Below are 23,846 nucleotides of genomic sequence, written 5' to 3'. Positions count from 1 at the left end.
ATATAAAGTTCGCTTACGAAAATCCATTATAGCCATCTCATCCTAAAATATTTCCTAGACTATTATTAGTTAAAAATCCTCTCAAAGGACATAAATTCAAAAGTCTTTGATCTTCCATCGTTTAAAACCACAATCCTTCGATAAACAGTAAGAATTTCGTATATTCGTTGAAGTTTCCCCAACTTCATTTTTATGATAACTTCTTCCTTTTTAAAAAATAAATTACAAAAGCTACTTCAAGTTAACCCAGCTATTTTTAATTGGATTACCGAAAAACCAATTGATGGATTATGGTTTTTTGAAAAAGGAAACACCGATAGTTTCTGGGTCAGCCAATCGTTTTGGAAGAGTCTACAGTTTGACCTCATAGAAGCTGATTATAACAGTCATTTTTTAAATGAGAAACTAGGCCCAAAAACGATTGAAGACCTCCAACTATTTCTAACATCTCTTGGTAAGGATACTTTTAAAAACCGACCGGCACAACTTTTGGTATCGGATGCTTTGGGCAAGCCGTTCAATTATGAGTTAGAAGCCTTTTCTCTTACCGATGCACAGCAAAATGTATATTATTTAGTACGCTTTAAAAAATCTAAAATCTGGTTTGATGAACAACTCGATGATTTAAATACGCTTACGGGCGTATATGAGCAAACCAATGAAATTGCCCACATTGGGGGATGGGAAATAGATTTATTAAACAACAAAATAAACTGGACCAAGGAAACCAAAGCTATTCATGAGGTTGCCTCTGACTACCAACCTAAATTTGAAGAATCGATACACTTTTTTAAAGAAGGTTGGAGCAGGGATTTAATTACCTCCTCGTTTAATGATTGCATTTCTAATGGCTCCACTTATGATGTTGAATGCAAAATAATTACTGCAAAAGGCAGGGATATTTGGGTCCGAGCCATTGGAAAACCCGTGTTTAAATTGGGAAAGTGTATCCGTGCCTATGGTGCTTTTCAGGATATAGACGAAAAAAAGAAACGAGAAATTGAATTAAAGGAAACTAGGAGCCGTTTCGAAAAAATCTTTGACAGTTCGCCTATCGGGATCCTCTTGGCTGACAAAGAGAATAATGTAATTGATATTAACCCGGCCAGTTTACGGATTTTTGGTTTCGAAAATCTTCCCATGGAAGAAGTTTTGCAGCTAACTTTTAAAGATGTCATTCATCCCGATCACCTTGCCACTGCCGTTGATTTTCGTAAAAAATTAATCGCGGGAGAACTTCCAAGCTATAAACTAGAAGTAAAATGTATCCATTCTAATGGTCAGATCGTTTGGTGCAACATTAATTCTTCCCTACTACCAGGATCTGACAATCATGAAGACCTTATTATCACCCAGATTGAAGAAATTACAGAGCAAAAGGAATTAGAGCGTGTGGCCAAAGAAAACGCTGACAAGTTTATCAAGGCGTTTGACAATTCTCCCAACGGGATGGGTGTCATAGGCCTCGATCGCCACTGGGTGATGTTCAACAACAAGCTAGCTGAAATTATAGGCTATTCTAAGGAGGAGTTTCGCGGGCTTAGGTTTAGGGACATCATACACCCTGATGACTATAAAAATGACAGCCATTTAATAGAACAACTTGTTAATGGAGCGATCGAAAACTATAGCATTGAAAAAAGATATATTCATAAAAATGGAGGTATTGTCCATTGTCAATTTCATGTTGCCGGTATTTATGATGAACACGGAAAAGTAACTTCCCTTATCGGTCAGGTCGTAGATATGACCGAGACCATTTTAGGCCGGAAGGCACTACAGCGCAGTTTAAATGATTTACGAGGCTTGCTAAATGCTACGACTCAGATATCTATTATAGAGACAGATCTTAACCATACGGTAAGAAAATTTAATAAAGGCGCAGAAAACCTACTAGGGTATACCGCCCATGAAGTCGTTGGAAAAACCAGTCCAGGCTTATTTCATGTTAAGCATGAAATAACTGATCATGCACAAGTACTTTCGGAAAAATATGGTACCACTATAGCCGAGGAAGATGCTTTCAGTTTTGATGCCGACCAGGGAAATTTTGAACCCAAGGAATGGAGTTATATAAAAAAGGACGGCAGTAGGTTCCCTGTACAGCTAGTGATCACTCCCGTAAAAGATCAGGACGGTACTACCACTGGTTATTTGGGGGTTGGGACAGACATCTCTGAATTAAAAGCGATGGAAAAATCTCTGATCACAGCTAAGGAAAAGGCTGAAATGGCCAGTAAATCGAAGTCAGATTTCTTGGCAAATATGAGCCATGAGATCAGAACACCGCTAAATGGCGTCATTGGCTTTACAGACCTTTTGATGAAAACAGAACTTTCAGATAGCCAAAAAAACTATATGAAAACTGTTTACAGCTCGGCCATATCGCTACTCGATTTAATAAATGACATTTTGGATTTCTCCAAAATTGAGGCTGGTAAATTAGAGATGAACATAGAGAAAACCGATTTGGTAGAGGTCTGCGGCCAGGCTATTGACCTTATCAAACAACAGGCCCATGACAAGGGTTTAGAAGTACTGTTGAATATTTCCCCACAAATAAAGCGTTCCATTTATGCCGATACCGTACGCCTGAAGCAAATTATTATTAACCTTTTAGGAAATGCGGTAAAATTTACACACCATGGCGAAATAGAACTTAAAGTAGAGGCTAATTCATCGGATCTAAGCGCAGGTGAAATACCTTATACCTTTTCTATACGAGATACCGGAATTGGTATTGCGCCTGAAAATATGGACAAAATTTTCTATGCCTTTGATCAGGAAGACGCATCAACCACCCGTAAATATGGTGGCTCTGGACTAGGCCTAACCATCAGTAATCGCTTGTTAGAAATCATGGGCAGTAAGCTTCAAGTAAACAGTACCCTGGATGAAGGCAGTGTGTTTTATTTTAATGTTTCCTTTAAAACTGAAATGGATCAAAACCCTAATCAGGCCCTCACCCGCAATGTAAAAAATGTATTGGTGGTAGATGACAATCTTAACAACCGTACTATATTAAAAGAAATGCTCGCCGTAGAACAAATAAGTACTACCCTATTGGCAAATGGAATTGATGCCATTAACACTTTACAAAAAGGAGAGAGCTTTGATTTGGCCATCATCGATTACCACATGCCTTATCTAAATGGTCTTGATCTAATTAAACATATAAGAACCGTACTTAAAATATCAGAACAACAGCTTCCAATCATCCTATTACACAGTTCTGGCGACGACAATGAGGTACAACAAAAATGCCATGAATACCAGGTGCAATTTAATGAAGTAAAGCCCATTCAAATGAATGCGCTATATAAACTTATTGATCAAATTCAAAATCCAGCAATATCAAAAAATCCCGCCCCTAAAATGATACAAGAAATAGATCTTTCTGTCTATAACTTTAAGATTATGGTCGCGGAGGACAATAAGATAAATAAATATTTGACTCGTACCATTATCAAAAAACTACTTCCCAATGTAGAACTGATAGAAGTAGACAATGGAGAAGAAGCGGTAGAAGCCTTTAAGAATAAGGAGGTAGATTTAATATTAATGGATATTCAAATGCCTATTCTAAGTGGTTTTGAGGCATCACAAGAAATAAGAATACTAGAGAACAATGAAAGTCGCATTCCTATTATAGCCTTAACGGCTAGAACGGTAAAAGGTGAACGCGAGAGATGCCTAAAATACGGTATGGATGAATATGTATCCAAACCTGTAGTATTCGAGACCTTAAAAGAAATTTTTATCAAATTTTTAATCGTAAAAGACAAAGCTTTAGCATAATAAAATGATTTTTTTGACATTTTCAAAGAGAATACAAACCCATTAAACCTAAAATTCAGGTGGATAATAAATATATAATATTAATAGAAAGACAGGCCGACGAGCGGGCCATTCTAAAAAAAAAGCTTGTTGAAAGTTCATTTGAGGTCGTAGACTTTGACAATAGCATGAGTGCTATTCAGTGGGTTATGGAGAATGGCAATCCTAAATTATTCATCCTGGAAGAATTATCGAGTCCCCTTGACGGGTGGCAAACCTTGGCATATTTACGGACAGAGCTTGGGGTTAAGAGCCCTGTCTTGATTACTATAGAAACAGACACTGAGATCACCGCAAAGAAATCACAAGGATTTTTAACCAAACCCTATTCGGATGACACCCTTGTAAAAATCGAGGAATTCTTATACAATGATCAAAACATCAAGGAATCGGAGGAATTCCCAAAACTTTATTCTCTAGATTATCTAGACGAATTATCTGATGGAAGTTTAGAATTTATAATGGAATCACTGGCGCTTTTTAACGATTCTATTTCCGAAAAACTGACCCATCTCCAAGAAGCTCTAGACCAGCAGGAATTCGCAGAAATCCGTACAATTGCCCATAGCATAAAACCGTCTTTTCAAATGCTTTTAAACGATCATGGGAAGGAACTTTGTCAAACGATGGAGTTTGCCACCAAGCCCGAAGAATTAAAGACATTGGTGGAAGAATTGAAACTAGAATATAATAGAATTAAAAAACAAATTGCTTTAGATTTCCCTTCAGCACACATTTAAAATGAAAAAAAAGATATTGGTCATAGAGGATAACCCGATGGTTGTTAAATCCCTTGAATTTAAGCTTTTAAAAGAAGGCTATGACGTTGCTATTGCAATGGACGGAAGAAGCGCTATGCAACAATTGGAAGCTACTAATTTTGACTTGATTTTAACCGATTTGATGTTGCCTTTTATTTCTGGAAGCCAACTTATAGAACATATAAAGAAAAATCATCCTAATATCCCTATCATCGTATTATCTACGGCCACCCAGGAAGATATTATTACGGATGCTTTTAATATGGGCGTCGATGATTTTATAACCAAGCCTTTTAGTCCAAATGAATTGGCTTTGCGGGTCAAAAGAAGCATAGGTTCTTTTAAAAATCAACTCTCACATAAATAAGCGTGCAACTTATGGTCAGCCCAATTTATTTAAAGATGAATTTAGCATCTGACATTCATGAATTGCCTCCAATTCTTGAAATAAACCTGGTGTTGACTATTGTTTTTTTTGTGTTCACCCTATTATTAATAAGCTTGATATTATATCTGAGAGTTCATAAAAACATTGCAAACCGCAGAAAAGAAAAATTAGATCTTTTGTTAATCGATTTTATCAACAACTATTTGTTCAATGAGGAATTCAACAAGGTAAAAGAAATGGCCGTTTTTAAAAAGCGCCAACTAAAAACCTCCTTAGACAAACGAGTAGCGATTAGCCAAATATTAGTGTTCGCCGAAAATTTAAAAGGAGAATCCTCGGCTGTAATTCAAGAAATTTTTTTGGGACTTGGGCTGTATCATTTTCTGATATCGGATTTAAAAAAGAATGCATGGTTTAAAAAAGCAAAAGCACTATTTGTGTTTTATCAACTAAACATCAAAATTCCAATGTCATTGGTTGAGCCTTCGATCAACTCAAGCCGCAATGAATTAAGACAGCAAGCATTTTTATACCTTCTTCATAGCTCTACGGAAAATCCTTTAGGCTTTCTAGATAAAATAAATACTCCCTTAACCCTGTGGGAACAGATATATATAAAAAACGCCCTTAAAAGTTACAAGGGAAATACTCCTGATTTTTCACGGTGGATAGATCATAAATTTCCAAGCGTAGCAATCTTTTGTATGAAAATGATAGCCGATTATGATCAGTTTGAACACATTCCCTTATTATTAAAGCTTCTAAACCACGAGAATCCCGAAATACGCCAGCAGGCCATTTTATCGTTGCGAGACATGGAAATTTCTGAAACATTAGAAGTCTTACTGGAAGTCTTAATAGATAATTTCCCAAATGAAAACATCGTCCTAAAGCAAGAAATCCTGAAAACTATTGGCAAAATAGGCCTTGAAAAACACCTTCAAGCTGTTGCGCCGTTTATCAACAAAGAGGACGGTATCCTTAAAGTAGAGCTCCAAAGGTTAGACCGTTATTTTAACCCAAAATCATCTAAAATAGAAAACACCAACTATACCAATAATTTACAAAGTGACACTATTAATATGTCCCATGGTACCTAACACAATCTAGTCATCGGTTTTTAAATCTGTTTCACTAAAAAATAAATAACAGCTCCTTTTGAATATTAATTTTTTCGAAATTATTGACATCGCAAGTTTGCTATTTTTGGCCTATGGATTAATTATCCTTACCGGTTATGTTTTTTTGGCCATATTTTCTTTATTTGAACTTAGAGATTATAAGCGTAAGCATAATTTTAAGGATGAAGTTGCCTTGTTGCAATCTTCCCATCTTCCCAAAATTTCTGTACTTGCACCCGCTTATAATGAGGAGGCCAATGTTATTGAAAACGTAAAATCCTTGCTCACACTTGACTACCCTTCCTTTGAAATAGTAATTATCAATGATGGGAGTTCAGATAATACCTTACGGGCATTGGTTAGCACATTTGACCTCTTCTTGGATGACATGATCTATTTTAATCACGTTTCTACTCAAAAGGTTAGAGGTGTTTATTCTTCACGAAACAAAGCCTACAAAAATTTAAAAATTATAGACAAGGAAAATGGCGGTAAGGCAGATGCACTGAATACGGGGATTAACTGTTGTAATCATGATATTGTTTGTTGTATCGATGTCGATTGTATTCTAGAAAGGGATGCTCTGTTAAAGCTTGTAAAACCATTTCTAAACAACACTAAAAAAGTGATTGCTTCGGGCGGAATTATACGGGTTGCCAACTCATGTATTATCGAAGATGGTAGAATCATTGAAGTTCGTCTGCCGGATACTTTTATAGCTCGTGCTCAAATTCTAGAATACTTCCGAGCTTTCTTAATGGGGAGAATGGCGTGGTCTCGAGTTGATGGTTTGCTGCTAATATCGGGTGCCTTCGGCATGTTCGACAAGAAAATAGTTATTGAAGCTGGGGGCTATAACCATAACACCGTAGGAGAAGACATGGAGCTACTTGTCCGTATGAGACGCTTAATGCGTGAACAAAAAATCCCCTATACCGTAAGTTTTGTCCCCGATCCATTGTGCTGGACCGAAGTCCCCCAAAGCTGGAAGGTTTTACACAGGCAACGAAACCGCTGGACCCGTGGCACCATAGAAACCCTTGACTTGCATAAAAAGATGATTTTTAACCCCAAATATGGAGTATTAGGACTCCTTAGCACCCCATATTGGATGTTTTTTGAATGGTTGGCTCCCATCATTGAATTTTTCGGCATCCTATTTTTAATTTTTATGGTCATTTTTGGCCAGCTGAATTGGTATGTCTTCCTAATATTTTTCGGAGTAATCTATAGCTTTTCTATTTTGTTCTCTATTACGGCTTTATTTTTTGAAGAATTTTCATTTCAACAATACAAAAAACCAAAATACATGATTCGCTTGCTACGGACTGCTTTATTAGAGCCTATTTTGTATCATCCGTTTGTCATGTGGGCCGCTGTGAAAGGAAATATAGATTTGATCCGAGGAAAAACAACTTGGGGAAAAATGACCCGTACAGGATTATCCAATCCCACAAAAACAAAACCTTAATTCGATTTCAACGATTTTTATTCTTAGATATGCTAAAACAACATTTAAAACTTAAAATTCTTTTACCTTTTCTATTTGTCTTCAATTCTCTAATGTTGACTGCACAAACGGAACTATCTACTGATGAATTGTACACCAAAGCCAGGACAGCTGCTTTTGATGAAGACAATTATGGAAAAGCCATCGCCTTACTAAAACAAGCCTTGGCTAAAAGTCCGGATTATTTAGAAGTCAGTGTCTTTTTAGGCAGACTGTACACCTTTAGCGATAGCCTTCCTAAGGCACGAATGGTTTTTGAGGAAATTTTACAAAAAGAACCTGGTCATGAAGACGCCTCCCTTGCTTATGCTAACCTTGAATATTGGAATTCCGATTCCCGGAAAAGCTTATCCATTGTAAACACGGGCTTAGAAAAACATCCAAAATCCGAGAAACTAGGGCTTTTAAAGGCTAAAGTTTTAAAAGATTTAAAACGTTTTGATGAATCTCGAGGCGTCATAGACCAATTACTTAAAGTCAACCCTAAATTCACCGAGGCCCGAAGTTTATTGGGCAGTGTGAATAGTTCCGCTGCCAAAAACAGTTTTGGTCTTAGCTATGATTTCATTTATTTCGATAAGCGATTTGATGATCCATGGCATATGGCCAGTATCAATTATGGCAGGCAGACCAAACTCGGTTCTGTGGCTGCCCGTTTCAATTATGCCAATAGATTTACGACTAACGGCGCACAATTTGAGGTGGATGCATACCCGAGAATATCAGATCTGTTTTATGCTTATGTCAGTGGTGGGATTTCTGAGAACAAGGGTATTTTTCCTCGCTACCGAGCTGGCTTCTCCTTGTATGCCAATCTTCCTGCTGCCTTTGAAGCTGACGCAGGGTTTCGTTTTTTAGCCTTTTCGGGAAGTACTTGGATCTATACGGTTGGAGTCGGTAAATATTATAAAAGTTATTGGTTTAATTTAAGAACCTACCTAACACCTTCTCCCAATGCTATTTCACACTCCTATTCCTTCACAACCCGCTATTATTTAGGGGGGGCAGACGACTACCTTAGCTTTAAAATAGGCACAGGGATTTCACCAGACGATAACGCCAACAGTGTTTCCTTTGATCCGGAGAATATTTATAAACTGAAATCTATCAATATGGCCTTAGGCTACCGAAAACTGCTTTGGGACACTAATGTATTTAGTTTTCAGGCTTCTTTAGAAAACCAGGAATACGCTCCAGAAACCAGAGGCAACCAACTATCTCTAAGCATTGGATATAGTAAGCGATTTTAAAAATTATGGCAAAAAAAATCTTAAGTATATTACTTATTCTAGTTATTGTAACTCCCATCGCCATGTGGGTAGGTTGGCTAGTTACGCCTAAAAAAAAGTTGGTGATAGCCGTTGTAGACAAAACCGTTTTAACCTCCAAAGGACAAGAGCACATATCTTTAAATTGGGTTTTAAACAATAACCGATATACTAAAACCACCGATAAACCCTATAAGATAAACAAAGACTATTTTGGATTTTTTCCCTTAAAAAATGAAGAGTTTCAGCTAAAGGGGCTAGAGCGTTTTTCAAAGGCACAATTAAAAAAATTGAGCGCCGATGCCGATTTGGCTTATTTTACGGATACTTATGGAATATATAATAATGAATGGTATAAGGAAGGAGAAATCAGTGCCCGTTCCGGGATGCTTTATGGAGGGTTAAGTGATGAGGACCTTAGTTTTTTAGAGGCTATGAAAGAACGTCATAAACTCATAATCACCGAATTTAATACCATAGGCTCCCCTACCCGTAACGAAAACCGCAGGAAGTTCGAAAAATTGTTCCAATTACAATGGACTGGTTGGACAGGCAGGTACTTTAATAATCTGGACCCTAGTATAAACTTAGAAATCCCTAGCTGGTTAATTGCTAATTACAAAAAATCCCATAACGGAGAATGGCCCTTTACCCGTGCCGGCCTGGTTTTTGTTAATGATAGCGATCAAGTAGTTGTTTTAGAAGAGGGAAGACATGTAGAGAATGCATTACCCTACATACACGCTACTCCCCAGGGACAAGCAAATTGGCATTTGCCCGAAAAAACAAAGTACCCCTTTTGGTTCGACGTTATGGTGCCTAATTTAGAAGTGAATACTGTGGATGCCTCTTTTCAAATAAGCCTATTACCCGAAGGAAAAAAAGAATTGGCTGCCTATAATATTCCGGAAACCTTTCCAGCAGTTACCCGACATTTAGGAGACGACTATCGTTTTTTCTACTTTTCGGGCGACTTTAGCGATAATCCCATTAACTTAAACAGCTCTTATTTTAAAGGGGTCGGATTTTTTAAAGGATTTTTCTTTGATGATCGGGACCCTTTGGAACGCGGTAGTTTCTTTTGGAATTTTTACAAACCAATGGTTACCGAGATTTTGGAAAACGAAATGGAATTCGCTAAAAAGAATTAATAATTGGCGTTGTACTTTTTATAAATAGAATCGGGCACTAAAGGTGCTCTTTCTATGATTTTTCGGTTACGCCTTTTAAAGGCCTCAAAGGCTGCTTGTAACTCCTTCTTTTTTGCAGGATTTTCAACTAAAACCTCCCCCATATTCTCATCCAGCTCAAATAAGTTGTTTCCATTCAGATGGTAGTTCCCCATTACAAAATCGACCAAATCGGTTTTTGTCTGCATTAAGGGGGTTTGATGTATATTTCTAAAATCTCGGATGGTATCTAAACCACTACCCATAAAACTCACCTGACTAGGAAGTTGTAGACGGTGATTATTATCTAAATAATTTAACAGGCTCGGTGCGATATCAAAATGACTGGAAACCGAGGCTATTTCTGCAGTTCGTTCTAACATAGGGGAATAGATCAGTAAAGGTACATGATAGCGGTCTATTTTGGTACTCATAGGAATCTCCGGAATACGGTGGTCACCGGTAATTAGGAAAATAGTATTTTCATAATCGTCCCGTTTTTTATAGGCATCCATAAAATTCCTTATAGCATCGTCTGCATAAAGTATAGTAGCATACTGCTTTGCATAAACGCCGTATTGCTGCTTTTTTTCTTTATTGAATCCTAATACATCCAAGCGTTCTTCAAATTTCTTTTTATAGAACTGCATATTGTTCAATAAAAACGGACTGTGTGTAGTAACGGTCAGTAATATATTGAGCTGGGGCTTTCCTATAGTATCTTCTTTCTGATTGTTTAAATAATAGCGGTATAATTCCCCATCACTATACCCCCAACTGAAATTATTGTTTGCAGGCAGTTTTTTATAGGTGTTAGGAAATGTCCCTTCGTCATAGATATGATCTATCCCGTTTTTTATAAGGTAGCCTTTCATTCCATCAAAACTAGCATCTCCGCCATAATAGAAAGCGGTTTCATACCCATGGTTTTTTAAGATGCTCAATAAGGAGGCCTCTTTAGGCATCTTATCCCTAAGCTCTAAAAACCCGTTCTCGGCAAAGGGAAGTGACCCTACTAAAGAGGGTAAAACCGCAAAGGTTCTTCCTCCGTTACTTAAGAAATTCTTCCAATAGAGACTTTTTTGTGACAAAGAATCTAAAAAGGGGGTAAAATTCCCCAAATAGGCCCCTTCATTTGTAAAGGCCCTACCCAAGCCTTCTACTACCATAAAAACAATGTTAGGAGCTTTTGCAGTTGGTTTAAAAAAGGGCGTAAGCACATCGTCTTGGGGTCTAGAATGTAAAAAAGGATAGGCTTCATTTGTGTAATCTATCGTTTTTAAGCCGGCCAAATGCGAATCTTCAAAACCTCCTAAATAGTCATCGGCATAAATATCGACCTCATAACCATTATCAAAAAAATATGATGACGCTTCATTATAAAAATGTTCAGATTTATTCGTCACCAAGTTATTGGCAAAATCGGAGCTTAATCTAGGATTCGCTGCTACTTTAAAAATTCCGGTAACATATACCAGGGCGGAAAGTACAGGTAAAGCAATAGCAATGGCGTTATGAGCCTTCCATTTTCTAGGAATAAAATAAAGTCCCCACACCAGCGGGCCTAGGATTACTAATAAGCCCAATACAGAAGTTAAAGACACCCCTCCAGAAGCTCCTACTGTCTGTTCAATGTCTTCCATAGAATACCCAAAGAGGTCGGCTCCAAGCAAAACAAGAGATGTATTATAGTAACTTATCAGCCCTATGTGGATGGCGAAAAACAATACTATTACCGTACCCATCAAGATCCTGGCTACTTTTTGATGCAGCACATACATCAATATAAAAATAAGACCGGGGATAAAAATCCATTGCAACCAAAATACACTATCAATAATTAAACTAGCGCTCAACAGGCTCAAGTACCCCTCCGGCAAAAAATGACTTAGCTTATACAAAAGGAGTTCTAGTGCGCTAACCACCCCTAAATAAAACAACGCAATAAGAGCATAAACACTAAAGGATTGAACAGCTTTTAAGAGGGTAGATTTTAAATTATGTAGGGTCATGGGAACTTTAAATTATTGACTTAATACAGTAAGGCCTGCTAATTTTTCGATTGAAATTTACAATATAAATAATTGCTATAAAGCATTAAAGCCCTAAGGATATCTAATCTGACAAATATAGTTTGTATTCTTAAAATATCTTCTGGGCAGTGTCACTTGTAAAACAAACAACGCTTCTGCCATTTATTTTTTAAAAACTACCTGAAATAGAACAACATCCCCCTCTTTTAACACCCCATACCCCCCCTTTATTTATAAAAAAAACAGGAATTTTATAATCAAATAGGTTTGTCCAAAAAAAGTGTAAAACAATGCTAACCATAATATTAGAACACCATGAAAAACTTCATCCTATCATTTATCTTAATACTGATCTACGACCCTGTTTCTTAACAATAGTTAAAGCTCTTTTCCCAATTAAAAGCTTGAATAAGCCACTATTTCGGTCGGCCTACAAAAGGCTTATCTTCCATCCTACCACAAAGCCTACCAACAAGAAATTGTATTAGCAGAAAATTTAAAAGATTAAACCAACCTATTATGAAAAACTATATAAACCTACTACTTCTACTCTTATTTTACAATAGTTACGGTCAAACTGTAAACAACATCAATCTATTACAAAACCTGATTTCAGCATCCCAACCCGGTGATGTCATTGAATTGGAAAACGGAACCTATTCTGACGATTTTATTTTAAATATTTCCCAATCGGGAACTGCTGATAATCCTATTACCATAAAAGCTTTAAATCCCGGTAAAGCAATATTTACCGGTTCGGCAGGAATAGTGTTAAACGCTAGTTATGTAAAATTAGTCGGGTTCGATTTCAATGGTAGTTCCATCAATGCTTCGAATGAGGATACGGTTATCTTAATAAAAAAAGGAAACAATACCATAGAAGATGTCAGAATGATTAATATCAGTAATGGAAGCGTTTCAAAGCATCGGTATATTTATTTTAGAACGGCTGAAGCCAAAAATTGTATCGTACGTGCGTGTTGGCTAGAATCGAAAGGTCCTGAAAACGACGGCATTAAAGTTTATGGTAATATTCCAGATGGCAGTACAGGCACCTTTAATCTTATTGAAAACTGTTTTTTCAAGTCAGATCAAGGAGTTGGAAACGGCTCATCGGCCATTCGTTTTGGTTCCGGATTAAGACCACAGAACCTCAAGGGATCTAATATTATTCGCGGTAATTTGTTTTATGAATATAATGGGGAGGACGAAATTATCTCCCTTAAAAGCAGCTACAATATAATAGAAGGCAATACCTTTTTAAATTGTCATGGTAGTGTTACCTGTCGACATTATAGTAACAATACGATTCAGGATAATTACTTTTTAAATACGGACAGTTCATTGCCCTATGGGGTTGACCTTCGCATTTGGGGTGAAGATCATCAAATTCTGAACAATTACTTTCATCAAACAAAACCAAAAGAAACCGATGGTGGTGCTATTAGTCTTACTGCTGGTTCGGGAAATCTTGATTCTTCTTTGCACGAGCGAGTCAACAATATTACCATTACCGATAATATTATTTATCAAACCAATAAAAATTATAATGCTTTAGCTTTAGGAACCAATTATGGGGAAACCGACAGCCAGGGCAACACAAAAAATATTATACCCTCCAATATTACCATTAAGGGAAATTACATTTATGAAAATTCCAATAAAGAACAGATAGGGTTTTTTGGCGGAACACCCACCGTAACCTATGCCTCCAATAAGGTATATCAGAATATTGGTATTACCCCTATACCCAATGGCATCTCGGCTATTGATCCAAATTTAACTCCAGTTTCTAAAAACGGATATACCATATATAGTGCTACTGAAAAAGGACCTGCTGTAGATCCGCTCAACATTAATGACGTAGGACCATCTTGGATAGTCGCAAGTACAGAACCTACAATTATTAGCATTCCATTGCAACAGGATTTCAAAAATGGATTGGACACTTGGATTCCAGTAAGTGTTTCGGGCAATAGCGATTGGTCACATCAAATTTACAATAGTAATGGTTTTGCAGAATTCAAAGGCAATAAGGAAACCAATGAAGATTGGCTATTATCCCCAAAAATAAATCTGACGACGACGAACAATATTCAAATGTCCTTCGACCTTCTACATAGGTATGGTACCAATAGCGCCAACGAGCTACAGGTATTGGTTTCTACCGATTATAATGGGGACCTTGCAAGCGCCAATTGGACGCAGTTACCTTTTGTACTACCTTCTCCAGCATCCTCTTGGGAAGTTCCCAGCAGTACTATCACCTTGGATCTGACCAGCTATAAAAACCGACAAATCACGATTGCTTTTAAAGCTATGGCCAATGGTACTAATAACGCTTCTAGAAATTGGCGAATAGATTCCATTAAAATAATTGAACTTCTTAGCCTCCCCCATTCACAAGATTTTGAAGCAGGGAGTTTGGGCCAATGGACCTCCGTACAGGTTGCTGGAGGGGCTAGTAAATGGGAATATAGAAGTGATGTCAATGGAAAATACGCTAGGATTGTCAGTAATAAGGATTATGGTAGTACAACGGAAAACTGGTTGATTTCTCCTTCTCTAGATATGGAAACCACCGATGATATAGAACTCTCTTTCCTGTCTGCCTTTAGATATGGTACTGTTAATGCTAATGAGATGACCCTTTGGATAACAACAGCTTTTACCGGCGATGTAACCACCACCCAGTGGACCCAGTTAGATTATACACTACCTTCTACCGCCGATTATCAAAGATATTCTTCGGAAAGTATTGACCTAAACCCTTACAGAAAGGCTGGTACCAGAATTGCCTTTAAAGCCACTTCCGATGGTAGTACAAATGCCTCCAGAAATTTCCATATTGATGACATAACTATTGGCCAACCTCAGGTCACTTCCTGTTTCAACCAAACCGGTAGCGAACCGGGATGGGACCGCATTGGGGATGTAACCATAAATCCCGTGACCAAGGATGTTGATAACGGGGACGGTCAAAATGACGGTGGTTTGGAAGTCGTTTCCCTAACCTATGGCACTGAAGTAGATCAGGGCATCTTCTATGCGTTTGATTGTTCGATGAACTTAGAAGAATCTCTGGAGATCGAAACGGCTGTTTTTAACAGTAAAAACTCTTATGTAAAGGTAAAAATTCAACTTTTTAATAGTATAGACAATTTGATACTGGCTAGCACCGATGCCCTTCTAATCCCTCCAAATTCATCTACTACAATAACGTTATCACATATAACAGGACCTAGGGATGAAGGAGATCAGTTACAACTACGTTATCTAAGAGCAGACGACGGCAATCCCGTTCGGAGGTTTAGCATAGATTGGGCCACTATAAACGGTGTATTCTTGAATAGGGAAGTCGTCCCACCAGCCTTAGATCCAGAATGTGCACAAGGTGCCAATGTAACCCCCGATATCCCTTTATCTGCTGTGACAGCGCAGGAAGGAACAGCGGCCGAACAGGTTTACAATACACTATCTGACACCTATTTAGGATCGATACCTTCAGGACAATTTCAAAAACAAATGAAACAAGCATTGATCGATTATGACAATCTAAATATTACAACAGATGCCTATGTCGTCAATGGAAATAATACATCGTTTAAGGAGGCAGGACCTATAGTATTGGCTTTTGCCAGATACCTTAAATTCATAGATTCTAACGATACCGACATAGCGGAAAAAGCATCCAATGTAGTAGCGCTAGTCTCCCAGCAATTCTGTCGTGGAACCATATTATTAGATAAAAATGCCTATGATTTTAAATATTTTTCTCGTCCTACTATGTATCTCAAAGACCATCTCCCCGATTCTATAAAGGATCAATTTGCTTATGTTCTTGATGCTCAAACAAGAAATTTTAAAGGGTTTTGGGGCGACTTCCAAAAAGGGCAAGGATATAATACCGATTGGATGTACAATATGGGGGAGCAAATGATCTTGTATGGGATTTTTAGATATCCGGATAACGATGAGGAAAAAGTACGTTACATGAAAGGCGGGAAACGTTTTATGGAGCGTTTTCTTACCTATTCCGATGGTACTGAGGATGGTGTTAAACCCGATGGAACTGGATTTCATCATTGGACTGCCTACGACGGTTATATGTATGCCTTAACTGCCGCCATTAACATCATCGAGGCATTTAACGATACAAGCTTTCAAATAGAAGAGGAGTATTACTTAGTACTCAGGAATGCTATTTATGCGCAAAAAATGTTTTCTAATGACACACAGACCAGGGCATTATCTATGGCCGGCAGAAAACCGTTCCTAAGGAAGGTAACCACAGGAAAAGAGCAAATATCTAAACTAGCGATCAGTGGCGGTAAAATTATGGGTCTTGCTACTGCCGATCCACTTTTAGCCGGGTATCACAACAGGGTATGGGGCAGTAAGCCAGCATTCAATTACGTTAATAGCACCCCTTTCGAAGAGGGTTTTATCCAATTTAACCATGGTCATTTTGGTGTATACAGAAAAGATAATTGGGTTGCGGTAATGAATGGTTTCAGCAACTATATGTGGGGCTCGGAACTTTACCCTACCAATAACCGTTATGGACGGTATCAAAGCTATGGGACGTTGGAGATAATATATCCTAAAGGCACCGCTCTTGGTGAAAATGGTTTTGATGCCGATACATGGAACTGGAATTACAATCCCGGGGCTACTACAATAGTTCTACCTTGGGATAAACTACATGGGGAACGATCGCGTATAGATGAATTGCAGCACAAACGCTTTGTAGGAGCCCTAGCCTTAAAGAATAAAGGTAAAGAAGTGGGTGCTCTAGAAAAAAATTACGGCACCTATGGCATCTTCACGATGGACTTTCAAGAAATGGAAAACCAAGGTTTCGGAACCACTTTTGGCCCCAATTCCCATAATGCTAGTTTTACATTTAAGAAATCGAACTTTGCCTTTGATGACTTCATCGTATGTCTAGGATCGGGTATATCCAATAACGATAATACGCATTCAACCGTAACCACTTTATACCAACGTTTGGCAAATACCCAGAGCGGTGCCACCGTAAATTCTAGCTTCTTTAATACTGGTGACAATAGCTTTTCTGGAACGCAAGACAACTGGGTTATAAGCGACTACAACACCGGTTTTTATGTGGTATCTGGTAGTGGGGAGTTAAAAATAAGAAAAGGGAATCAACAAACACCCAACGAAAACCAGACCGACCCTAGTGCATATCACAACAATGCCATAGATACGTATACATTAGGGTTTATAGACCATGGCACCAATCCTGCCAATGCAGCTTATGAATATGTGATACGGCCCAATGCCACTGCCTCCGATATGCAGGTCATTGCCCGGAAAAAGCCGTACATGGTATTGGAAAAATCTTCAGATCGCCATGTGGTTAAACACCATGAAAGTGCTGTATGGGGGTATTCCCTATTCCAGCCATCCACAGCGCTAAATCACGAAAACGGACTTATAAAGGGTAACGATGCACCTTGTTTAGTAATGTACCAAGAATTGGATTCGGAACATATTTTACTGGCCATAACCGATCCAGACCTTGGTTTTGAATCCAGATCTAACCAACCGGCATTGATCAAGAATATAGTATTGACCTTGCATGGAGCATGGACGCTCGACAAACCTAGTTCGGAAGTGTCCCAACTAAATATCACGGATAGTACAACTACTTATCAGTTTACCGTAAAGAACGCTATGCCAGTAGAGGTTACTTTATTAAAATCTAAAAAAGTTAAAAAGGTGCATATAACCCCTCATTCCAATAGACAAATTGCAGTAGGGGAAACTTATGATTTTAACGGGTTTGCAACACCAAACAATGCCGCAAATGTAAACTTGGTTTGGAGCTCTAATAAAAAGTCAGTAGCCACCGTAGATCAGGAAGGCGTAACGACAGCTGTTGCTGTTGGCAAGGCAACCATAACACTGAAGGATGAGGGAACAGGAGCATCGGATAGCGTCAATGTTGTAGTTACCTCAAAAAATGACCAGAATTCTACCCCTTCTACTAAAAGAAAATCTGGAATAGTTTATTATCCGAACCCTACAACGTATACCCTTACCGTTCAATTAAATAAAAAAATAAACAGCTACACCATATATGACTATGGGAATCAGGTAAAGCTTTCAGAGTCAGATCTAAACTCCCAGGAAATAGAGATTATAGTAGAAGAATTAATGGAAGGGTTTTATATCCTTAATATTTGGGATGAATACGGAAAAAAGTACTCCGAACAGTTTATTAAAGAGTAATGCAGCGGATTAAAGAATGTAAACATATACCCCGTTCCAGAAAAACAAGTAAAATCTTAGCTCATGAAATAGCCATCCTATAATATTTATATCTCAAAACTTGTTTTTGAGATTGCTACTGGAAATGACCAGCCTTTTGAGATAAAAGACCGGTCATTTCTTTTCTAATTAACTGTGAGACGTTCAAAAAGCTGAGAGTAATTCTCTTGTTCTCTATATTTCCATGGAACCAAACCCATCCGAATATGGAATGTGCAGATGTTGATCAAATTTCTCAGAATCGTAAAAAATCTTAACTAAAATTCATTCCATAAACAAGCCCATAATCATAAAGAGTTTAAGTATGTTTGCAGCCGCAATGGTTCAGCTGCACTTTTCGGTGTAGTCGACTAAGAGGGAATCAGGTGAAAATCCTGAACAATCCCGTTACTGTAAGTTCCATGCAACATTTTGACAGCCCCGATGCTCACAAAGTTTTTCGAGGTTTATCTTTTGCCACTGCATCTGTTAGATGTGGGAAGGCCGTTCAAAATGGGAATAAGTCAGGATACCTGCCAATGCGTACAATTTTAAAGCTTTCGTGGAATAAGGCTTTGAAACCAAATGCAGTTATTGCATACATTTGATTTCATTTTCTCCATTGAAGCTATTTGGTACTAATCAAATAGTTTTTTATGTATTTCTATAAACACAAACGTTTATGGGTAAGGGTTTCTATGCTCTTATCTCTGATGATATTTTCATTTTTGAATCCGGCATTTGCCCAGGAAATCCCTGGCAATTCCAAGGACAGCTTGGACACTATTAAGGGCTTTGCCTTGGGTGAGGTTATTGTTACCGCCACCAAAGCCAAGTTTGCTTTAGCATCGCCCATGCCCGTCCAGATTTTAAGCGGGAAGAAACTCGAGAAACTGAACAGTCTTTCCGTTGCCGATGCTATTCGGTATTTCTCTGGGGTACAACTCAAGGATTATGGGGGTATTGGTGGTATCAAAACCATAAACGTCCGCAGCCTAGGAAGTGCCCATACGGCAGTTTTCTATGATGGCATGAGTGTGGGAAACGCCCAAAACGGACAGGTAGATCTTGGGAAATTTTCTCTGGACAATATTGAATCCATCGAACTTTATAACGGACAAAAAGCTACTATTTTTCAGCCTGCACGAGGTTTTTTCTCTTCCAATACCCTTTTTTTAAAAAGCAAGGCACCACAATTTTCCGAAGGCGAAAGCCATCGTCTAAAAACAGCCTTTAAAACGGGTTCCTTCGGACTGGTCAATCCCTCCCTACTATATCAACAAAAGCTATCCCCTAGCCTTTCCCTTTCTGCCAGTTCAGAATGGGTAAAGGCACACGGACGTTATGCCTATAACTATCGAAAAGAAGGGGGTTATGATACCACTGCCATTCGACAAAATGGCGATATTACCTCCCTCCGTACCGAGGTGACCCTTCACGCAACATTGGGAAAAACGGGACAGGCACATTTAAAAACCTATTACTACGATTCAGAGCGTGGACTCCCCGGGGCCATAGTGGCCAACCGTTACCATCATGTGCAGCGCCAATGGGACAGAAACTTCTTTGTACACGGTTCCTTGTACAATTCTTTCTCTAAGAAACATCACCTGCTTGCCAATATCAAATTTAGTAGGGATTACAGCCGGTATCTAGACCCCGATTACAAAACCAATGAAGGGGCCCTTGACAACAAATATTACCAAAAAGAACTCTACGCTTCCTTAGTGAACCAATACTCCCTAAGACCATGGTGGGATATATCTTTGGCAACCGATTTTTCCCTAAATACGCTTACGGCCAATCTCTATCGTTTTCCCTACCCCACCCGTTATTCTTATTTGGGTGCGCTGTCTAGCCACTTGAAGTGGGAACGATTAGAACTACAGACCAACCTTTTGGCCGGATATATAAAAGAAGAGGTAAAACACTATCAACAGGGCGATAACCAAAGTATTTTAAGCCCCGTCATATCGGCCTCGGCACAGCCCTTTAACACGAAAGACTTTAGGTTCAGGGCCTTCTACAAAGAATCGTTCCGCATGCCTACCTTCAACGACCTGTATTACACCTTTATTGGCAATAGTTCCTTACGCCCAGAATTTACTACCCAATACGATATAGGAGCAACATGGATGATGGAAACAGCTGGGTTTTTACAATCGGCCGCTGTACAAGCCGATGTGTACTACAATCGTGTGAAAGATAAAATCGTAGCCATGCCTTCATCAAATTTATTCCGTTGGACCATGCTGAATCTAGGCGAAGTAGATATCAGGGGCCTGGAAACAACTACAGATCTTGGCTTTAAACTGTCATCAAATGTATTTGTAGACCTTGGTCTTAACTATACCTACCAGGAAGCCATAGACATAACGCCAAACGGCAGCACCCACGGGGATCAAATTCCGTATGCCCCAGAACATACTGCAACCCTCACCTCCTCTATCAATTGGGAAAACTGGCAAATCAACTACAGTTTTATATATACGGGCGAACGATACAGTCAAAAAGCCAACATCCCCGTCAACTATGTACAGCCCTGGTATACCAGCGATCTCGCACTGAATTGGGAGGGTACATTTTTAAAACTCCCCGTAAAAGTAGGCGCGGAAGTGAACAACCTCTTTAATCAATACTATGACGTAGTATTGAACTTCCCCATGCCTGGAAGGAATTACAACGTCAATCTATCTATTGAACTATAGCTTACCATCACTAAAATTAAACAACGCAAATATGAACACTAACAAATTATCCATGGTATTGGCTTTCGCTACCATTACCCTAACCGGATGTAGAAAAGACGACTATATTATTCCGGAAGAAGAAGAAATATTGCCTCCACAAACCGTAACCACGGTAGAAGGATTTTATCTGCTGAACGAAGGCAATATGAATATGAACAAGGCTTCTTTGGATTATTATGATTACGCTACCGGAAGCTATCGCCGTAATGTTTATGGGGAGGCAAACCCAGGGGCTACCCTAGGCTTGGGCGATGTAGGGAACGATATTGGCATTTATGGAAACAAACTCTACGCCGTCATCAACAACTCTAACAAGGTAGAGGTTATGGATGTTAAGACCAACAAACGCCTACAGGTCATTGATGTAAAAAACGCTCGCTATATAACCTTTGCCAAGGGCAATGCTTATGTTAGCGCCTATGATGGCGAGGCGCAATTGGGCGATAACTCCCCTAATGGGTTTATTGCGGAAATTGACACCCTCTCCCTAGATATAAAACGCAGCGTTAAGGTAGGCCGACAGCCTGAAGAAATGGCCGTAGTGGGCGATAAATTGTACGTGGCCAATTCAGGGGGATACAGCCCGCCTAACTACGAAAGAACAGTTTCTGTTATAGATCTTAAGAGTTTTACAAAAACCAAGGATATTGATGTTGCCATTAACCTGAACCGACTCAAAGCAGATGACTACGGGGATTTATATGTAAGCTCCCGTGGCGATTATTACCAAACCCCGTCCAAGCTTTTTGTAATCGATACCAAGACCGATTCGGTAAAAAAGAGCTTCGACCTAGCAACATCCAATTTTACCATTGTGAGGGATACCGCCTATATTATTGGTTCCGAATTTAGTTACGAAACCTTTGATTGGAAAATTAACTATTCCCTAATAGATGTAAAGAACGAAACCCTGTTAGTAGACAGCTTTCTTCCTCAATCTGTGATAGATGCTATAAAAACTCCCTATGGCATTGCGGTAGATCCAGTATCACAAAATATTTATGTTACCGATGCCGGCGATTATGTTTCCCCGGGCACCTTATACTGTATCGATAAAAACGGTGACATTAAATTTCAAGTAACAACAGGAGATATTCCCGCACATTTGGCCTTTAAAGTAACCACTACTACACAACAATAACCTCAATTCATTTATCATGCGAAAAATACTATTTGCAGTAGCTGCCATCCTACTCTTGTCAGGATGTTATTTAGACGATATCAAGAGCCTAAAGGAAGATATCTCCGAACTAAAGGAGCGAATGGCTCAATACGAAAACTTGCTAGAGGTACTAAACAAGCGACTGTATATCGTTGGTTACGAATCAACAAACGGTGGATACCTCATCAGTATGAGCGATGGCTCTAAATTAAATGTCCGCAACACTTCTTCCTTTATAGAAATTGGAGCCAACGGAAATTGGTATATCGATGGGGTCGACACCGGAAAATCGGCACAAGGGGAGCCTGGAAAAGCCCCGGAAATTGTCATCGGAGAAAATGGCAATTGGTGGATTAATGGGGTCGATACTCAAGCTTCGGCCACAGGTCAGTATGGCAAAGATGCCTCGAACATTACTGCTATAGCATTAGATAATGGCATGATGACCTTCACTTTTGCCGATGGCCGTACCCTATCTATACAAGCAAGCGCTCCCGAAATAACCCTATCACAACCTGCGGAAGGCTACACAATAGACCAAAGGCAGTGGTTTCGACTGCTACCACAGATAAAAAATCCTGATGGGGCCAGCTATATCTGGTTGGTAAATGGTACGGAGGTTTCAAAATCCTTAGAGCTACATTATGTATTTGCCGAAACAGGCAGCTATACACTAGAATTCAGGGCAAAAAACGGAGTGGGCGAAAATTCAGAAACCTTCACCCTAACGGTAGAGGCAAAAACCTACGAAAACAAAATCACCCAAGTATTCGATTACTTTCCTGCTCCAGGACAGTTTATAAATAGCATGCCAGCGGCTACCGACCAGGACACGGACGAATCTATGCGAATAAAAGCAGAAACCGCCTTGAGCAGTAACAACATCATAACCCTGGGTGGCTATGGAGGCTATGTGGTTATGGGCTTTGACCATACTATCGTAAACAGGGAAGGAAATGATTTTGTAGTGTTGGGCAATGCTTATTCCAACTGGGCAGAACCAGGTATTGTAATGGTTTCTTACGATGCCAATGGCAATGGAAAACCAGATGACCAATGGTTCGAAATTCAAGGTTCGGAACACCAAAAACCAAGCACCATCAAAAACTATGAGATTACATATTATAAACCAGCGACCGAACCCGAGGATCCCAATGAGCCCAACTATATAAAATGGACCGATAACCAAGGGGAAACCGGTTATGTCTCCAAAAACAGTTTTCATAAACAGTCATACTACCCCCTTTGGAAAGGCGATAGGATAACCTTAAAAGGGACCTTCTTAAAATCGAACGTAGTTGACCAATCCGGCCAAGGCACCAATTGGGCAAACCCGGCCTATGAGTATGGCTATACGGACAACTGGGGCAATAACGACGCAAAAGGACATATTGATATCAGTTGGGCCGTAGACAAAGATGGCGAAAGTGTCGCATTACAAGGCATCGATTTTATAAAGGTATATACCGCCAATCGTGCCGAAGCAGGCTGGCTGGGAGAAGTTTCTACGGAGGTATCCGGATTTAAAGATTTGAATTTAGAGTAAACCACACATATAAACAACAGTAAGT

At 39.0% G+C, this 23,846-nt stretch carries 12 protein-coding genes and 1 riboswitch; of the genes, 11 read left to right on the top strand and 1 reads right to left on the bottom strand.

Annotated elements, in window-relative coordinates:
* Positions 1–192: 192 nt before the first annotated feature.
* The 7 genes from HCG49_RS07550 to HCG49_RS07520 all read left to right on the top strand — a co-directional run bounded on the left by HCG49_RS07550 (position 193) and on the right by HCG49_RS07520 (position 10,036).
* A complete protein-coding gene (locus tag HCG49_RS07550) occupies positions 193–3,798 on the top strand; it encodes a PAS domain S-box protein (RefSeq protein ID WP_168468920.1) in 3,606 nt (1,201 codons plus the stop codon).
* Between the two features lie 59 nt (positions 3,799–3,857).
* The gene (locus tag HCG49_RS18735; protein WP_168468919.1) at positions 3,858–4,577 is read left to right on the top strand and encodes an Hpt domain-containing protein; all 720 of its coding nucleotides are present in this window, start codon (positions 3,858–3,860) and stop codon (positions 4,575–4,577) included.
* Between the two features lies 1 nt (position 4,578).
* A complete protein-coding gene (locus HCG49_RS07540; protein ID WP_168468918.1) occupies positions 4,579–4,965 on the top strand; it encodes a response regulator transcription factor in 387 nt (128 codons plus the stop codon).
* A 35-nt stretch (positions 4,966–5,000) separates the two neighbouring features.
* A complete protein-coding gene (locus HCG49_RS07535) occupies positions 5,001–6,086 on the top strand; it encodes a HEAT repeat domain-containing protein (RefSeq protein WP_168468917.1) in 1,086 nt (361 codons plus the stop codon).
* Positions 6,087–6,144: 58 nt separating this feature from the next.
* Positions 6,145–7,578: a glycosyltransferase family 2 protein gene (locus tag HCG49_RS07530; RefSeq protein WP_168468916.1), complete on the top strand. Its 1,434-nt coding sequence runs from the start codon at positions 6,145–6,147 to the stop codon at positions 7,576–7,578.
* A gap of 92 nt (positions 7,579–7,670) precedes the next feature.
* A complete protein-coding gene (locus tag HCG49_RS07525; protein ID WP_240938651.1) occupies positions 7,671–8,867 on the top strand; it encodes a YaiO family outer membrane beta-barrel protein in 1,197 nt (398 codons plus the stop codon).
* A gap of 5 nt (positions 8,868–8,872) precedes the next feature.
* Entirely contained in the window at positions 8,873–10,036 is a 1,164-nt protein-coding gene (locus tag HCG49_RS07520; protein WP_168468914.1) for a hypothetical protein, read from the top strand.
* Here the strand turns inward: HCG49_RS07520 and HCG49_RS07515 are convergent.
* Complete coding sequence (locus HCG49_RS07515; protein WP_168468913.1) at positions 10,033–12,066, bottom strand: LTA synthase family protein; 2,034 nt, start codon at positions 12,064–12,066, stop codon at positions 10,033–10,035. The genes HCG49_RS07520 and HCG49_RS07515 overlap by 4 nt on opposite strands.
* Positions 12,067–12,606: 540 nt before the next feature.
* On the opposite strand from HCG49_RS07515, the gene HCG49_RS07510 reads away from it, so the two are divergent.
* From HCG49_RS07510 to HCG49_RS07490, 4 genes are all read left to right on the top strand, one after another.
* Positions 12,607–18,345 carry a chondroitinase-B domain-containing protein gene (locus HCG49_RS07510; protein WP_168468912.1) on the top strand — a complete coding sequence of 1,913 codons (5,739 nt, stop codon included), beginning with the start codon at positions 12,607–12,609 and terminating at the stop codon, positions 18,343–18,345.
* A gap of 342 nt (positions 18,346–18,687) precedes the next feature.
* A riboswitch (cobalamin riboswitch) is annotated at positions 18,688–18,919 on the top strand.
* 100 nt (positions 18,920–19,019) lie between these two features.
* Positions 19,020–21,071, top strand: coding sequence for a TonB-dependent receptor (locus HCG49_RS07505; protein WP_240938650.1), 2,052 nt, complete (start codon positions 19,020–19,022; stop codon positions 21,069–21,071).
* Positions 21,072–21,102: 31 nt separating this feature from the next.
* On the top strand, positions 21,103–22,254 hold the full coding sequence (locus HCG49_RS07500) for a YncE family protein (RefSeq protein ID WP_168468911.1): 1,152 nt from the start codon (positions 21,103–21,105) through the stop codon (positions 22,252–22,254).
* Positions 22,255–22,270: 16 nt separating this feature from the next.
* A complete protein-coding gene (locus tag HCG49_RS07490) occupies positions 22,271–23,821 on the top strand; it encodes a PKD-like domain-containing protein (protein ID WP_205764357.1) in 1,551 nt (516 codons plus the stop codon).
* Positions 23,822–23,846 lie beyond the last annotated feature (25 nt).

The sequence above is a fragment of the Arenibacter sp. 6A1 genome (genome assembly GCF_012272855.1).
Lineage (GTDB): Bacteria > Bacteroidota > Bacteroidia > Flavobacteriales > Flavobacteriaceae > Arenibacter.
This window is presented reverse-complemented; position numbering and strand designations above follow the sequence as displayed.